This is a genomic window from Arcticibacter sp. (assembly GCF_045629565.1).
Lineage (GTDB): Bacteria > Bacteroidota > Bacteroidia > Sphingobacteriales > Sphingobacteriaceae > Arcticibacter.
In genome coordinates this window covers 1-16,818 of the sequence record NZ_JAZQRL010000052.1, presented here as the reverse complement: position 1 = coordinate 16,818, position 16,818 = coordinate 1, and the positions used below count along the sequence as shown (strand labels likewise).

Here is a 16,818-nt window from a genome sequence, read left to right as displayed (position 1 = left end):
TTTTGTATAAAAATCAACGGCGAATTTTAATGGTATTGTCGACTGTTTAATTTCCCAAACTTGCGAATACCAACTAACCACTCTAAATCTCTAACTAGCCATGCATATATTCCGTACTCCAGAAGCTATTGTTATCAATTTCATGGATAAGTCCTATTCTTTCCCCCGGCGGGATTGGGATAGTTTTATCAACAGGCCATCGTTATACTCCCAGTTATTAGAAGAAATAAAGGGATGTCCTCCTGAGCAGCAAGCCGACCTGCAAATTCCTGAAGCTACGCTGGCGCCTCTGAATGGCCAGGAGGTTTGGGCTTCGGGTGTAACCTACCTCCGTAGCCGGGAAGCCAGGATAGAAGAAGCAAAGGATTCTGCAGGCGGTGATTTTTACTCAAGGGTGTATGATGCAGAACGTCCGGAATTGTTTTTTAAATCTGCACCCTACAGGGTGACAGGAGATGGTGGTACAGTACGTATCCGCAAAGATTCAGCCTGGAATGTTCCTGAACCCGAACTCACCTTGTTTATGTGCTCTGAAGGCTCCATTGAAGGATATACCATCGGGAATGATATGTCTTCCCGGGATATTGAGGGTGAAAATCCGTTGTATCTGCCACAGGCGAAGTGCTATAATGGAGCAGCGGCGATAGGGCCATGTCTGTATGTACCCGAAAATCCTATTTCTCCGGATACAAAGATCAGTCTCTCCATAAAGAGAGACGATTTGGAGCTTTTTTCAGATTCCGTCTTACTGAGCAAGATGAAACGGACCTTAAAGGAACTTTCTTCTTATCTTTTTAGAGAGATGTCCTTTCCGAATGGTGCGTTTTTAATGACAGGAACGGGAATAGTCCCCTCAGACGACTTTACGCTTGCCGTAGGCGACCGCATCAGTATCAGCATCGAAGGAATCGGAACGTTGAATAATACAGTTACACAATAAAACATATGAATATCAGCCATATTGAAGGAAAGCAATTAATCGGTTATCAGGAACAGGCAGAAGGAAGCGAATATTTCCATTCTGTTGACCCTGCTTCCGGAGCCGTGTCATCGATCCGGTTTTATAAAGCCACTGCTGCAGAAGTAGGCCAGGCAGCAAACCTGGCAGAAATCGCTTTTCCTATTTACCGTAAGACTTCTGGTCTGGATAAGTCAGCCTTTCTGCTTAAGATTGCTGATGAACTGGCCAATAGTAAGGCAGAACTTGTCGAGGTCTGCATAAAAGAAACGGGCTTGCCTCAGCCACGTCTTGAAGGTGAAGTGGCACGTACCGTCAATCAGTTAAAGCTCTTTGCTGAACTTATTGCAGAAGGGTCATGGGTCGATGCGCGTATTGATACCGCGATCCCCGACAGAAGCCCGCTTCCTAAACCAGATCTTCGGTCCATGTTAATACCGCTAGGCCCTGTTGCAGTATTCGGCGCCAGTAACTTCCCTTTTGCATTCTCTGTAGCAGGAGGAGATACTGTTTCGGCTCTCGCATCGGGTTGTCCGGTAATCTTTAAAGCCCATCCCGCCCATCCCATAACAAGCGAACTGGTTGGTAAGGCTATCCTGAGAGCAGCAGCGGATTGTGGTCTTCCCGAAGGTGTGTTTTCCATGCTGCATGGCGACGGACCATCAACCGGTACTGCACTGGTCACTCATCCTGCTATCCAGGCTGTGGGATTCACTGGTTCCTTTAAAGCCGGCAAATCTATAGCAGAAGCCGCCTTTAACAGACCTAAACCTATTCCTGTATATGCTGAAATGGGCAGCTCCAATCCGGTTTTTGTACTACCTGGAGCATTAAAGCAGCACACCGATAAGATTGCTGCTGGTTATGTGCAATCGCTAACTATGGGAGCGGGACAATTCTGTACGAATCCCGGACTTCTTGTCTACCAGGAAGATGGTTCGCCCGAAAGCGATATTTTCCGGTCTGCCTTAAAAGATGGCATCAGCAACGCAACCACACATTCGCTCCTTACAGAAGCGATAGGCACAGCTTTCTCGAAAGGTGTGGTTGAGCGTTCCGCTCATCCGGCTCTGGCAGTGTTAGCGAGTAGCATAGCAAATGAAAAACAACCCGTGCCCACGTTATTTTCAGCAGATCATACGGCATTCAGCCAGGACCCGTCGCTGGAAGAAGAGTTATTTGGTCCCTCGGGAATTGTAGTAAACACACCTTCTAAAGCGGAGCTCTTGCAATTCGCTAACAAGCTTTCAGGGCATCTAACGGCTACCGTTCATGCTACAGATGAAGATCTTGCCAACTACAAAGAACTTTTTGACATCCTGGAGCAGAAAGTTGGCAGAATTCTGATCAACGGTTTTCCTACCGGAGTAGAGGTAAGCCACGCGATGGTTCATGGTGGACCATATCCTGCTACCAGCGACTCCCGCACAACATCAGTAGGAACAGCGGCTATTTTCAGGTTTACCCGACCCGTATGTTACCAGTCTTTCGCGGACTTTCTGCTTCCGGATGAATTGAAAGATGAGAATCCGCTCGCGATTTGGCGTCTGGTCAACGGAGTACATACTAACGAAATAATCTAACTCACAAGATATGTGTGCTTACAGAAGCTCAGAATGGTTCGGCAAAACAGGTAAAATGGGATTTCTTTACCGAAGCTGGATGAAGAATCAAGGTATCCCGGATGATATGTTTGACGGTAGGCCTGTAATCGGAATTTGCAATACTTGGTCTGAGCTTACTCCCTGTAACGCTCACCTGCGCGACATCGCAGAAGCGGTAAAGAAGGGTGTACTCGAGGCGGGAGGCTTCCCTGTTGAATTTCCGATCATGTCTTTAGGTGAAACATTGCTAAAACCGACGGCCATGCTCTTCCGCAACCTCGCGAGCATGGATGCCGAGGAATCTATAAGAGGAAACCCGATGGATGGGGTAGTGCTCTTAACCGGATGTGACAAAACAACTCCTTCTACCATGATGGGCGCTGCGAGTGTGGACTTGCCTACCATCGTCGTTCCCGGAGGACCGATGTTGAACGGCCACTATAATGGCGAACAAATTGGGTCAGGTACAGCAGTATGGAAGCTAACAGATGACCTAAAATTAGGCAAAATAACTCAAGACGAATACCTGGCTGCCGAAAGCTGCATGTCCAGAAGCGCTGGCCATTGCATGACTATGGGAACGGCTTCTACAATGGCCTGTATGGTCGAGTCGCTCGGTATGTGCCTTCCGGGAGGAGCGGCCATTCCGGCGGTTGATTCGAGGAGAAAGGTTCTGGCCCGGATGTCGGGAAGGCGGATCGTCGAAATGGTGAAAGAAGATCTTCGTATGTCGAAGATCCTTACTCGGCAAGCGTTTGAGAATGCCATTAAGGTAAATGCAGCAATCGGTGGATCGTCTAATTTTATCATTCATCTGACAGCTATTGCCGGCCGTATTGGTGTAGATATTCATTTAGAAGATTATGATAATCTGGGAAGCAGTATTCCTCTGCTTCTGAACCTGATGCCCTCCGGGAAGTTCTTGATGGAAGATTTCTTCTATGCGGGTGGCATTCCGGTGATCATGAATGAGCTAAACGATAAGATGAACCTCGATACCCTTACCGTGAACGGTAAATCGCACCGCGAAAACATTGTTGGAAAGTGCCGTTGTCATAATCGTGAGGTCATTACCACCTATGAGGATCCGCTGATCCCTGAGGCCGGGATTGTGGTATTGAAAGGAAATCTCGCATTGAATGGTGCCGTGATGAAGCCCTCTGCCGCAACCCCGGCACTGATGCAGCATACCGGCAGGGCCGTGGTCTTTGAGAATATCGAGGATTATCATAACCGTGTAGATGATCCTGACCTAGACATTGACGGAACCTGCGTCATGGTATTAAAGCATGTGGGGCCTGTTGGATACCCGGGCATGCCCGAGGTGGGTAATATGGTACTCCCTAAAAAACTTCTGGAGAAGGGGATAACTGATATGGTGAGAATTTCCGATGGAAGGATGAGCGGTACCGCATTTGGAACGGTTATTTTACATGTGTCACCTGAATCCGCCATTGGCGGAAATCTCGCACTGGTACAGAACGGAGACATGATCACGCTCGATACTAAAAATCGATCCATAAATGTCCATGTTTCTGACGAGGACTTGTCGCTGAGAAGAAAAAGTTGGCTCAAACCTTCTTACGTGACGGACCGCGGATATGTAGGAATGTATGTAAGGCATGTTCAGCAAGCAGACAAGGGAGCGGATCTCGACTTCCTCACAGGTCAATCGGGGGATGAAGTGTTGCGAGATTCACATTAATATACGTCCCCGCCTATGAGCATGATTATTCTCGTTTCCTGCATTACACTTCTTATTCTTCTTATCGCAAGATTCAAGTGGAATGCCTTCTTAGCTTTCCTTGTCGTTTCCCTTCTTTGCGGTTTGCTATTGGGCATGCCGGTCAAAGATGTAGTGGCATCAGTAAATAAGGGCGTAGGCGACACGCTTGGCTCTATTCTGGTTATCATTGTACTCGGCGCCATGCTCGGCCGTTTAATCGGTGAGAGCGGAGCCGCCAATCGCATTGCAGGGACCATACGCAACCTGTTTGGTGAGAAATACATTACATGGGCAATGGCATTTACCGGTTTTGTCGTAGGCATTCCGTTGTACTATAACGTCGGGTTCGTATTACTGGTGCCTATCATTTTTTCCGTTGCTTACCATTATAAACTGTCCAAGGTTTATATTGGGTTGCCAATGCTTACAGCACTTTCGGTGATGCATGGTTTTTTGCCGCCTCATCCTGCTGCTATGGTACTTGCCATACAGTTTCATGCTGACCTTGTAAGAACATTTATTTACGGTGTTATCGTAGCTATACCCGCTATTGTTATTGCGGGTCCTCTTTTTGCGTCTGCTTTTAGAAAAAGAAAGGATCGGGAGGGTTCGGTAATCGTGGTGCCTGCTCCGCGCGAAGGTCCCATGCCCGGAATCGTAAACGCCGTTTGCTGCTCGCTATCGCCTGTTCTTTTTATTGCCTTTGCGTCGGTATTGGGGTTGCTGAGCAGCGGACGCCCGGGGCTCAAAGACACGGCGGACTTCCTCTCTCAACCTGCCATTGCTATGCTGTTGTCATTGATAGTTTGCAGTATCAGCCTGGGTTTGTCTGCAGGGATCCATCTGAAGACACTGATGAACAGCTATGCGGAGTCTGTTAAAGATATCTCCATGATCCTGCTGATCATCGGCAGTGCCGGCATGTTGAAGCAGATTGTCGTCGACAGCAGCCTTAGCGCGGAGATCACTAACTGGATGTTGAAGTGCCCGCTACCTCCGCTGGTGCTGGCATGGCTGATCACCGCTGGTTTGAGGCTAAGCCTTGGCTCGGCTACCATCGCAGGATTGACAGCAGCTGGCGTAATATTCCCCCTTGTAGCGCAAACGGGCATTCCTCCAGAGCTGTTTGTGTTAACCGTGGGTGCTGGTAGCTTATTCGGGTCTCATGTGAATGACACAGCATTCTGGATGTTCAAAGAATATTTTAACCTGACATTGAGGGAAACCTTTCTATCATGGACTGTCATGGAAAGTATGGTATCTGTTATCGGTTTGATAGGAGTACTAATTCTTCAGAATCTCATCAAAGGATCCTAAGTCTAAACACTAACTAAATGAATAAAATGAAATCGACGCTTTTTCTGGTGCTGGCTCTAATTGCCGCTGTGCCTTTACGCAGTTATTCGCAACAGATCTCAAAAGAAGAAATGCTTTTCCTCACCCCCCTTTGGAAGGGCGAGCGGTTTGCCGATGGACGCCCGAAGGTGGCAGATGACCTCCTGAAACGTTTGAAGCTGGTTACTCATGAAGAAGCCTGGGCCGTGATGAAGAACAAAGGGTATGCATATCAGTATGCAGAAGGATGGGAAACTATTAACCGCGACAGTGTATTGGTAGGAAGGGCCGTCACGGCTACTTTCATGCCGGGGCGTCCGGATATTTGGAAGGCCATTGATGACCGGGGAAAGAAAGAGGGCAAGCGCGGCCAGAATAGCTGGCCAGTTGATTTGCTTGTTAAAGGCGACGTATATGTTGCCGATCAATTTGGTGCCCACATTGACGGACCCACCATCGGAGACAATGTCGCCAATGCAATTTACGCAAAAACAGGGAACGGAATCGTATACGATGGAGCATTACGTGATATCTCAGGACTGAGAGAGCTCGGCAGTTTTACCTCGTTCTTTAGCAGTTATCACCCCTCTTACCATAACCCTAATCCCAACGCTTTGAATACGATGTTGATCGGCATTAATCGCCCCACCAGAATTCGAAACGCAACGGCAATGGCCGGTGATGTCGTACTCGGACGGGACGGAGCCGTCGCTTTTATTCCGGCACACCTGGTCGAAGAAGTCGTAAAAACGTCAGAAGTGGTTCGGCTACGCGACCTTTTCGGGCATGAACGCCTAAGGGAGGGGAAGTATAGCGCCGGGCAGATTGACGCGCGTTGGTCAGACGATATCGAGCGTGACTTCTCCCAATGGCTTAACACGCACATCGACAAACTTCCCGTACCAAAAGAACAAATCCAGGAATTACTTAAGTCCAGAACCTGGTAGACTAATAACACGAATCATTATACTATAAACCGATCTAATATGTCATTAAAACAGAACCGGCGTTCCTTTCTATCTAAAACTGCTTTGGCCGGAGCGGGATTGTTGAGTGCACCTGCGCTTAGCTGGGGGCAAGGCCTGATTGACGCGAACGACCGTACATCCAAGGCCTCGGCACCGTCAGATCTTAAGATCACCGCGGTCACTTGCGCATACTCAGCCGGAAGTCTTTTCGTGAAGATTACTTCAAATCAGGGAATAATCGGCTATGGCGAAGGTGTTGATGCGGTGGGAGGGACTTATCATCTTGTAAAAAGGCTTGGTATGCAAATTACCAACCAAAGTCCACTTAACCCTAATCGGCTAGTCGAGCAGCTAAGAAAGGGCGCTTTCTTTGGCGGAGCTCAGTCGGGCGTATATATAGCTGTCCTCTCTGCCATTGAGACCGCACTATGGGACTTGACAGGTAAAGCGCTTGGACTGCCCGTTTACCAGCTCATGGGTGGCAAGTTCCGCGACAAATGCAGGGTTTACTGCGATACCGCATTGTATACCCGTAACCTGCCTACGCCAGAGGATTACGCAAAAGCAGCCGCAGGTTCAGTTGCAAAAGGATACACGGCTATTAAATTTGATATAGATGCCGGAAACGATCCTAATAAATACGACCGCTTCAATTGGACAGCCAGTCCGGCAGAGCTTGACCGTATGTATAATTCCATAGCTGCTGCACGTAAGGCAGTTGGTAATAAAATAGATATCTGCGTGGATCTGCATGGTCGTTATGATGCTACAACGGGCCATCGGGTAGCCAAGTTGATGGAGCCGCTAAACCTCATGTGGCTGGAAGAGCCCGTCCCAGCGGACAACGTTGATGCTTATAAACACATTACACAAGAAACAAGTACCCCGATCTGTACAGGAGAAAATGTCTACCTGGCGTACGGATTCACAAGACTCCTATCCGACGGCGCTGTGGATATCGTCATGCCCGATCTTCAGAAAACGGGCGGCCTAGGTGAAGGTCAGCGAATAGCCAATCTTGCAAACCTCTATTATGTGCCTTTTTCGCCACACATGGTGGCCTCTTTTCTTGGTGCCATGGCATGCGCACATTGTTGTGTATCCGTTCCCAACTTCCAAATCATGGAGTGGCAGACCTATTTTGATGTGGATCCGAAGTGGAAAGAAATCGTTATTTACGATAAGCCATGGGTGGAAAAGGGATTTCTAACCATATCCGAAAAGCCGGGTATAGGGGTGGATATTAACGAAGAGGGGCTTAAAAAATACGCCACTCCCGGCATTCCGTACTTTGAATAGTTAACGACCAACTCATGCAAAGGCCGGCTCTGTCTCCGGCTTTTGCTATAAACCTAAGTGATGAAAAAACGAACTATCTATAAGTCAATACTTGTGTTGGCGTTCCTGTCTCTCCTTACCTCAATAGGCATCGCAGTCTCGGGCGAAGTTGCTGCATCAGGGATATTCCTCATACTAGCCTTTTTAGCCCTTGCCATCGGTTTCAGGGGCTATGATTCTCTTAAGGGTTACTCATACACGGTTATGATCTTTGCCGCAGCAGTATCAGCTCTGTTTTATCCACATCTCTTTGTCGAATGGAACGGATTCAAATTTGCTGCGCTCATCATTCCGCTTATACAGCTCATCATGTTCGGAATGGGTACGTCCATGAGTTTTAATGACTTCGTAGGAGTAGTTAAAGCCCCCAAGGGTGTTTTTTTGGGTGTGATCAGCCATTTCATTATTATGCCTTTATTAGGATTCAGTTTAGCGAATGTGGGGATGAATTTCTTTGATTTCAGCCCCGAGATAGCAGCTGGAATCATCCTGATCGGTTGTTCGCCGAACGGGATGGCATCGAATGTAATATCTTATCTGGCAAAAGCAAACCTGGCCTTATCGATCACTATTACTGCTATATCAACCATGCTGGCACCAGTGGTAACTCCTCTGTTAATGAAGTTATTAGCGGGTCAGTTTGTGGAGATAAACGTTTTGCACATGATGTGGGATATTCTAAAAATGGTGATCATGCCCATCGGTGCAGGATTGCTATTCAATCATCTTTTCAGTGGCAAGATGAAATGGTTCGATGCTGGTATGCCATTCCTGTCTATGTTTGGCATTATTGGTATCATCGTGATCATCACAGCAGCCGGGCGGGATAGCTTACTAAATGTGGGCCTTATACTCGTTTTACTCGTGCTCATACATAACGTATGTGGATATTTGCTCGGTTACTGGTCTGGGAGATTGTTTAGAATGAGTGAGCGAGATTGCAGAACCATCGCAATAGAAGTCGGCATGCAGAATGGCGGTCTGGCTTCTGGGCTGGCAAAGGGGATGGGAAAGATCGCTACCGTAGGTTTGGCTCCGGTGATCTTTTCATCATTCATGAATATTACGGGATCACTGCTTGCATCGTATTGGCACCGGAAGCCAATAGCTGCTGATAGCTCAGCTGCAGAAAAGCCTGAAAGAGAACAAATTTTAAAGAATTGATATCGGTTAACCAATCGGTTGACTTCCCCGTTTTTTCGGGAATCAGCGTCTTTTACTAATCCTGTTCGGAGCGGTATTCCAGGTTAGTACGACCAGCTCATAGACCTGGAGTTAAACAGCATCAGGGTACATTCAGATTGTCTGATAAGAAGTTTGCCGGTAGCGTTTAATTCACCTGTTGGAAATGAACGGTATGCACCAGGTACACCGCTTCCGGTGCGGGTTGGGTCTATCGGGCGTCACCGGACGAGATATATTCGGTCCATGTTCGGGTTAGCAACCTACCAACCGGGTACCAAAGACGTACCAACGTCGTACCTGCTTCGATAAATTACGTAGAGAATACGCATCTGATGCTTATCTGGTATGACTGCGATGCGAGATATATCCAACTATGGCCAGAGCATGGTGCGGTGGTACGTAGATCATCTGAAAGCGTTTAATGTTTTACAGAGGGATCTCCAAGGCGAAGGAAGTTTGTTCAGGAGTGGAGGTAGCCTTTAGCGTACCCCGGTGGGCTTGCGCTATTTCATGTGCAATGTAAAGTCCTAAACCCAATCCTTGCTGTCCCGTTCTTGATTGTCCTCTTGAAAAAGGTGTGAACAAATTTCCTATCGCGGTATCAGGAATGGGTTCACCTGCATTTGTAACGGAGAGGTGAAAGACATCGTGTCGGCAATAGGCGTCGATCCAGATTACGGAGTCTGAAGAGCCATGTGTCAGAGCGTTGCCCAATAGGTTGGAAAATAGTTGGGCAATACGTGTGGCGTCGCAGTGTACGGCGCCAAGCTGACCGAAGTTCGTTTCTATATGTCGGCCAGGAAAAATAACGCTTTGCTCGGCAATAACTTGCTGCAACGTTTCAACAAGATTATGCTCTTCGTGAATGTGGAGGCTGATGCCTTCTCCCAATCGTGCCCTGGCAAAATCCAGCATGTTGCTAATTAGCTCCTTAATACGGTAAGAGGAATTTTGAATGATGCTAACGAATTGTTGCATCTGTTCGTCAAGTTCCGCTTTTTTTAAGATCTGAGCGCTATTGGCGATGGCATTGACAGGGTTACGCAAGTCGTGCCCCAAAATAGCAATAAATTGTTCTCGTAATTCCGCTATCTGCCGCTCCTCCTGTAGGAGGACTTTATTCTTCTCAAGTTCGTAGGCGGCGTCAAGATGATATCCTATCAGTTCTGAGTAGAGTTCAAACATTCGCCTGACGGTGGGTGTGTTTAACGGTGCCGGATGGGGATCTATGGCGCATAAGGTGCCAAAAAAACTACCGTCCAGCCGAAAAATCGGATATGAAATATAACTTTGAAGCCCATATGTCGCAGGTGTTGAATGGCAGCTATAGACTTTATCTTGCGCCACATTGTCAATTACAACCGGTTGCTGATGCTGACGTATTTCATGGCAGATGGTTGTTTCTACCTGCAATTCGTCTCCTGGCTGTAATCCAAAGTTAATTTCATCGTGCACACTGCACGCTACCCAACGATCTTCCGTTACGCTGGCTACTGCTGCAAATCCCATTCCTGTGGTTCGGCAAATAACATCTAAGATATGGGGGACTGCTTTAATCCTACTAATGAATTCGATATCCACTAATTGGTTATTCGGCGTGTTGGGTAATGATGAATCCATAGGTAGGGATAGGATAAACACGCACTATTCACGTGTTTAATTCAATGCAATTTAGCAAAAAGGTCTTTTAAACTAAAATATAATAAATGCCGCGTATCTGTCTTGCTGATTTGCAAGATACGTTTTGAATGGCCAGCTATTCCGTGCGCTTGAACATATTCAATAGACCGAAGTTTGAAATGAACGCGTCGTAAATTGCGTATGTTTACCTCATTGCATTTACTCCTAATGGTTGATAAACTTGCTGATGAAGTGTATCGTGAGATGCTGAATGGTAAACCTAAATTTATGATATTCGTGTAAACATCGATTTACCAGTTGAAAAAAGTACAAGACATGAAGGAGGAAAAGGACCGGGTTGACGCCCTTCGTCGTTATGAAATACTTGATTCGATAAGCGAGGAGGAATTTGATAGGGTTACGGAATTGGCGTCGATTATTTGTGATGTGCCCATTTCTTTGATTTCATTGATTGATCACGATCGCCAATGGTTCAAATCAAAAGTCGGCCTTTCTATAAGCGAAACGGACAGAAATATTGCTTTTTGTAATCATGCGATTATCGGCAGCGATCTCCTCGAAGTGAGAGATGCCTCCAGTGATATCCGGTTCAAAAATAACCCTTTTGTAACAGGTGATGCTCATATCCGTTTCTATGCAGGTCAGCCGCTTATCGATCCCCAGGGGCATGCGTTAGGGACGTTATGTGTCATCGATAGCGAGCCCCGCACATTGACCGCGAAGCAAAAGCGTGCGTTGCAGTTGCTTGCAAAAGAGGTAATGACACTGATTATTGAACGCAGGCAGAAGGCCGAACTGGAAAATTTCGAAAGCTTGTTTAGGCTATCCAATGACTTGATATGTGTCGCAGGGGTAGATGGCTTTTTCAAAAAGGTAAATCCAGCCTTTGAAAAAGTGCTCGGATGGGACAAGGAAACGCTTCTCAGTACATCCTTTTTTGATCTTGTCCACCCCGACGATCTCGGTATTACAAAGGAACAGATCGACGGTTTAGCAGCAGGTCTGAACACGATAAATTTTACTCATCGTTTCAGGGACAAATCAGGAGACTATAAGATGTTGCAATGGGTGGCAACACCAGAGCCGTTGACTGGCAACCTTTTTGCTATTGCCCGCGACGTTTCTAAAGAAAGGGACAAGGAGCGTATGTTGATTCTCAGTGAGGAACGAGCCCGCGTCTTTTTTGAAAATTCACAAGGTTTTATGTGTACTCATGATCTGAACGGTTATTTTCTGTCTGTTAACGGCGCTGGCGCAACAATTCTGGGATATACTCGCGAGGAAATTTTAACGATGAGCCTATTTGATATTATTCCGGCTTCCCGCCATGGTAACCTGCAGCAATATTTGTCAAAGATTGTAATTGAGGGGCAGGATCAGGGACAAATGGTCACGTTTCGAAAGAACGGAGACTATCGGATCTGGATGTATAATAACATACTTGAGAGGGATTCGGAGGGCCAGGCCTATGTCATCGGCAATGCTGTCGATATTACGGAAAGACATTTGCTTGAACAAGATCTGAGGAATACCAAGGAGATTTTAGAACGCACCAACAGGGTGGCCCGCGTTGGGGGTTGGGAAATGGATGTGACCAATAGAACGATATCCTGGACGGCTATAACAAGAGAAATTCACAGCGTAGATTCCTCCTATGAGCCCGTTCTGGAATCAGCCATCGACTTTTATAAGGAAGGTGAAAGCAGAGATAAGATACTGTATGCAGTGAACGAAGCGATAGCTCATGGAGAGCCCTGGGATCTGGAGTTACAGATTGTAAATGCAAAAGGGACTGAAGTATGGGTTCGCTCCCTGGGATATTCAGAGATGGAAGAAGGGGTGTGTAGACGTATCTTTGGCACCTTTCAGGATATAGATAACACAAAAAGAGCGGAGCTTGAACTATCCAAATCGCGAAAGCTGCTCAATGATGTTTTGCAATCTGCATCTGAAATCAGTATAATAGCTTTAGACGTAAACGGAAGAATTACAGTTTTCAACAAGGGGGCCGAAAAAATGCTGGGCTATGCTGCAGAGGAGATGCTGGGTGAGGAGCCTATGCTTATTCATTCGGAGCGGGAAGTAAGGAAGCGCGGTGAAGAACTAAGTGAAGAACTCGGCTATCCTGTAGATGGTTTTCGGGCGATTGTAGGGAGGGCAGAAGCAGAAGGTCTTGAGAAGGGTGAATGGACGTATTACTGCAAAGACGGCCACGCTAGAACGGTAATGCTGGTGGTTACGCCCATCAGGGATATTAATGAAAGAATTGATGGTTTCTTATGTGTCGGAACGGACATAACAGAACGGCGTTTGATCGAACGTGCCCTGATAACCGAAAAAGCCAGACTTACAGCGTTTGTTGAACATGCCCCGGCGGCAGTTGCCATGCTAGACAAGGACATGCGCTACATCGCTGTAAGTAATCGCTGGTTAGAAGACTACCAAATGAACGGCAAAAACGTAATAGGCACGTCTCATTATGATGTTTTTCAGAATATAGATAATCTTCGACGGCAGAGGCATCAGAGAGTTCTCCATGGTGCTGTCGAAAGGAAGGAAGAAGACGTTTATCAGCTTGCCGGAGATTCGCAATCGCAATATATTACCTGGGAAATGCGTCCCTGGTACCAATACGATGGTCAGGTTGGCGGTATGATGATGTTCACGCAAAATATTACATCCATCATATTGCAGCGTAATGAGCTGGAACTTGCAAAACGCCATGCGGAGCAGGCAAGCGTGGCAAAATCAGAATTCCTCGCTAACATGAGCCATGAGATCCGTACTCCGCTTAATGGTGTTATCGGATTTACTGACCTGGTGTTGAAGACAAAGTTGAATGAAACCCAGCTACAATATCTCACTATTGTTAATCAATCGGCAAATGCTCTACTCAGTATCATCAATGATATTCTCGACTTTTCCAAGATAGAAGCCGGAAAGCTTGAGCTGGAAATCGAGAAATGCGATCTGTATGAATTGTGCGGCGAGGCTACTGATATTATTAGTTATCAGGTTCAGGCTAAAGGCCTCGAAATGCTGCTGAATATTTCGCCTGATCTTCCCCGGTTTATTAATGCCGACCCGGTTCGATTGAAGCAGGTGCTCGTCAATCTTCTTGGTAACGCATCAAAATTTACTGAACGTGGAGAAATTGAACTCAAGATTGAACCGCTGGTGCTGCATGAGAATCATACCACCTTCAGGTTTTCTGTAAGGGACACCGGCATTGGTATCAAGCCTGAAAAGCAGGATAAAATTTTTGAAGCCTTTTCACAGGAAGATGGATCGACTACAAAGAAGTATGGAGGAACAGGGCTGGGTCTCACGATAACCAACAGGTTACTGGGCATGATGGGTAGTACGCTTCAGTTGGACAGTACTCCGGGCGTGGGAAGTTGCTTCTACTTTGAAATCAGCTTCGATTCAGAACAAGGTGAAGCGATCGTTTGGGATAATCTGGACAATATCAAGAATGTTCTGGTTGTAGATGATAACGAGAATAACAGGATTATTCTGGCGCAAACGTTGAGGTTGAAAGGTATAAGAACAGCCGAAGCTAAAAATGGCTTTGAGGCATTACAACTCCTGGCTGATGGTCAGGTTTACGATGCCGTGCTGATGGATTACCAAATGCCATACATGGACGGACTGGAAACGATAGAAAAGATACGTGGGAGCTTTTCGGCCTCGGCTCATGAGCTGCCGATAATCTTGCTGCACAGCTCTTCAGATGATGGAACAATCATTAAGGCATGCGAAGAGCTACAAGTAAGTCAACGGGTGGTAAAACCGATTAAGATGCAGGAGATCTATCATGCCCTTTCGAGACTACATCAGAAAGGTGGCAGTTTAGTCTCCGCGCATTCGCCGGTCATAGAAATTACTGATACCAATCTGACGGTTCTGATCGCTGAAGATAACGCGGTTAACATGCTGCTGGCCCGTACCATAATCAAGAAGTTAGCACCCAACTTCAGGTTATTGGAGGCATCTAATGGTAAGGAAGCGGTTCATATTTGTATGTCGACACAGCCGGATCTGATTCTTATGGATGTGCAAATGCCTAAGATGAATGGCTACGAAGCTACTAAGGCGATTCGCAAGCTGAACCACAGCTTCAGAATTCCGATTATCGCGCTTACAGCTGGTAATGTAAAGGGTGAACGGGAAAAATGTCTGGCTGCTGGAATGGATGATTTTTTGGTGAAGCCTGTCATCGAAACGGATATCGCTGTGGCCCTGCACAAATGGCTGGAACTGGGGAGTCCTAATTCTTCCCCGAAGCTGGCCGTGGCCGATGATACAGCATCGCAGCATTTTGATATCAACGTATTGAAAGGCTATGTTAGTGAAGATGAATCTTTGGTTGAGGAGGCGCTCGGTCTGGTCAAAAGTGAATTACTATCGTCTTTGAAAGTGATCGGTCAGGCTGCTGGCCAGAGCAGTCTTTCAGATTTGAATAGTGCAGGACACAAGCTGTATGGAACGGCTGCATCTGCCGGAATGCCCCGTCTGTCGGTATTTGCAAGCGAGTTGGAGAAGTTAACTGAACCTGACCCCCAACGAATAAAGGACCTCACAGATTCCATCGCGGGAGAAATTGATATCATTCTGAAGCTGATAATGAAGAAGTGAACGGAATATAACTTTTCTGTTGCTGGTTTTATTGCGGTGAGTGATTAACCAAAAAATCAGTAATTTGCCCGGATATGAGACAGTATTTATATATTCTTTTCCTGGCCTGTATCTTATCATCTTGTTCAGGAGCTTTAAAAGGTGTTAAAAGCAAGTCAGCGTATTCTCAAAAAATGGTTGAGAACCGGGCGATGAAAACTTTTAATACAAACCGGAACGAGCAACAGCTAGCCAAAGCACATTGGGATTATGTACCTGGTTTAGTGGCGTATAGTATCCTGAAAGCTTGGGAGCAATACCCTGAGAAACAGGAATATTATAATATCGTTAAGGCATATGCGGATTATTGCCTGAAAGGACTGGATACTGTTCATGTAAAGGAAAGTAATATAGATGATCTGGCCGCGGGAAAGATCCTTTTTACCCTGGCTAAAGAGGAACAGAAAAAGGGAAATGTGGCAGATGCCAAACGATATAAAGACTGCGCGACCTTTTTGAGGAATAAGCTGAAGTTTCAACACAGCCGTATCGGAACGGCTATGCCGGGTGCCGGTGGATTTTTCCATAAAGGAATCTACCCGAACCAAATGTGGTTAGACGGCCTGTATATGGGTCCTGCTCTCTACGCTGGATGGCAGGATGCTTATGGCAAAGAGGAAGGTGAGGCCGCTAATCTTCAATCATGGGATGACATCGCACATCAGTTTAAAACAATCCATCAGTTTACTTATGATAAGGACAAACAGCTTAATTACCACGCATGGAGTGCCGATCCAACTGATGAAAACTCTTTCTGGGCAAATAAGACTGGTCCCTACAAAGGCTGCTCTCCGGAGTTTTGGGGAAGAGGAATGGGCTGGTATTTCGCAGCGCTCGTAGATGTGCTTGAGGTAATGCCTCATGATCATGCGGACTATAAAAATCTTGCTCAAATCGTTAATCAGGTGGCTGCCGGGCTCGCCAGGTATCAGGATAAGAGTGGCTCCTGGTACCAGTTGCTGCAGTACGATGATTCAAAGAAGGCTGACGGCAAGGGCGATGAAGTAGCTGGGGGAATTTATAACAAGTGTGATCATGCGAATTACCTGGAGTCATCTGCCTCCGCTATGTTTACATACGCATATTTGAAAGGAATCCGCCTTGGCGTCTTAGATGGAGGTGATTTTCTTCCTGTAGCGGAGAAGGCTTATAGCGGACTGGTTAAAAACTTTATACGTGAGGGTGAAAACGGCGAGATTAATATCCTGCAATCCTGCGCTTCGGCTGGTCTTGGTCCATTGAAGGATATCTCCAGGACAGGCACGGCTAACTATTACCTCTGTGGCAAAGATGTTACCGTGACTCAAAACGAAGGCAAAGCTATAGGGCCGTTTATCTTAGCTAGTTTAGAGTACGAGAGAAAGAAGTGATAGATACACGCTAGTT

The 16,818-nt window shown here is 46.6% G+C and carries 10 protein-coding genes; 9 read left to right on the top strand and 1 reads right to left on the bottom strand.

The window, feature by feature from the left end; genetic code table 11:
* Positions 1 to 100: 100 nt before the first annotated feature.
* From ACKI5J_RS06970 to ACKI5J_RS06940, 7 genes are read left to right on the top strand one after another with little or no spacing between them, the layout of a single operon-like run.
* Complete coding sequence (locus ACKI5J_RS06970) at positions 101 to 940, top strand: fumarylacetoacetate hydrolase family protein (protein WP_407427900.1); 840 nt, start codon at positions 101 to 103, stop codon at positions 938 to 940.
* A 5-nt stretch (positions 941 to 945) separates the two neighbouring features.
* On the top strand, positions 946 to 2,541 hold the full coding sequence (locus tag ACKI5J_RS06965) for an aldehyde dehydrogenase (NADP(+)) (RefSeq protein ID WP_407427898.1): 1,596 nt from the start codon (positions 946 to 948) through the stop codon (positions 2,539 to 2,541).
* Positions 2,542 to 2,551: 10 nt separating this feature from the next.
* A complete protein-coding gene (locus tag ACKI5J_RS06960) occupies positions 2,552 to 4,267 on the top strand; it encodes an IlvD/Edd family dehydratase (protein ID WP_407427896.1) in 1,716 nt (571 codons plus the stop codon).
* 15 nt (positions 4,268 to 4,282) lie between these two features.
* Complete coding sequence (locus ACKI5J_RS06955; RefSeq protein WP_407427894.1) at positions 4,283 to 5,605, top strand: gluconate:H+ symporter; 1,323 nt, start codon at positions 4,283 to 4,285, stop codon at positions 5,603 to 5,605.
* Positions 5,606 to 5,622: 17 nt separating this feature from the next.
* Positions 5,623 to 6,570, top strand: coding sequence for an RraA family protein (locus ACKI5J_RS06950; protein WP_407427892.1), 948 nt, complete (start codon positions 5,623 to 5,625; stop codon positions 6,568 to 6,570).
* 39 nt (positions 6,571 to 6,609) lie between these two features.
* The gene (locus ACKI5J_RS06945; RefSeq protein WP_407427890.1) at positions 6,610 to 7,890 is read left to right on the top strand and encodes a mandelate racemase/muconate lactonizing enzyme family protein; all 1,281 of its coding nucleotides are present in this window, start codon (positions 6,610 to 6,612) and stop codon (positions 7,888 to 7,890) included.
* A 60-nt stretch (positions 7,891 to 7,950) separates the two neighbouring features.
* A complete protein-coding gene (locus ACKI5J_RS06940; RefSeq protein WP_407427888.1) occupies positions 7,951 to 9,093 on the top strand; it encodes a bile acid:sodium symporter family protein in 1,143 nt (380 codons plus the stop codon).
* 447 nt (positions 9,094 to 9,540) lie between these two features.
* Here the strand turns inward: ACKI5J_RS06940 and ACKI5J_RS06935 are convergent, their stop codons facing one another.
* Positions 9,541 to 10,734, bottom strand: coding sequence for an ATP-binding protein (locus ACKI5J_RS06935; protein ID WP_407427886.1), 1,194 nt, complete (start codon positions 10,732 to 10,734; stop codon positions 9,541 to 9,543).
* Positions 10,735 to 11,070: 336 nt separating this feature from the next.
* Here ACKI5J_RS06935 and ACKI5J_RS06930 point away from each other — a divergent pair, with 336 nt between their 5' ends.
* A complete protein-coding gene (locus tag ACKI5J_RS06930; RefSeq protein WP_407427884.1) occupies positions 11,071 to 15,393 on the top strand; it encodes a PAS domain S-box protein in 4,323 nt (1,440 codons plus the stop codon).
* 74 nt (positions 15,394 to 15,467) lie between these two features.
* Positions 15,468 to 16,802: a glycoside hydrolase family 105 protein gene (locus ACKI5J_RS06925; RefSeq protein ID WP_407427882.1), complete on the top strand. Its 1,335-nt coding sequence runs from the start codon at positions 15,468 to 15,470 to the stop codon at positions 16,800 to 16,802.
* Positions 16,803 to 16,818: the final 16 nt, after the last annotated feature.

What these genes read in the sequence shown, in the direction of transcription:
- ACKI5J_RS06940 (WP_407427888.1), top strand. Translation starts at nt 7,951, where the DNA reads ATGAAAAAACGAACTATCTATAAGTCAATACTTGTGTTGGCGTTCCTG.
- ACKI5J_RS06930 (WP_407427884.1), top strand. Translation starts at nt 11,071, where the DNA reads ATGAAGGAGGAAAAGGACCGGGTTGACGCCCTTCGTCGTTATGAAATA.
- ACKI5J_RS06965 (WP_407427898.1), top strand. Translation starts at nt 946, where the DNA reads ATGAATATCAGCCATATTGAAGGAAAGCAATTAATCGGTTATCAGGAA.
- ACKI5J_RS06945 (WP_407427890.1), top strand. Translation starts at nt 6,610, where the DNA reads ATGTCATTAAAACAGAACCGGCGTTCCTTTCTATCTAAAACTGCTTTG.
- ACKI5J_RS06950 (WP_407427892.1), top strand. Translation starts at nt 5,623, where the DNA reads ATGAATAAAATGAAATCGACGCTTTTTCTGGTGCTGGCTCTAATTGCC.
- ACKI5J_RS06970 (WP_407427900.1), top strand. Translation starts at nt 101, where the DNA reads ATGCATATATTCCGTACTCCAGAAGCTATTGTTATCAATTTCATGGAT.
- ACKI5J_RS06935 (WP_407427886.1), bottom strand. Translation starts at nt 10,734, where the DNA reads ATGGATTCATCATTACCCAACACGCCGAATAACCAATTAGTGGATATC.
- ACKI5J_RS06925 (WP_407427882.1), top strand. Translation starts at nt 15,468, where the DNA reads ATGAGACAGTATTTATATATTCTTTTCCTGGCCTGTATCTTATCATCT.
- ACKI5J_RS06955 (WP_407427894.1), top strand. Translation starts at nt 4,283, where the DNA reads ATGAGCATGATTATTCTCGTTTCCTGCATTACACTTCTTATTCTTCTT.
- ACKI5J_RS06960 (WP_407427896.1), top strand. Translation starts at nt 2,552, where the DNA reads ATGTGTGCTTACAGAAGCTCAGAATGGTTCGGCAAAACAGGTAAAATG.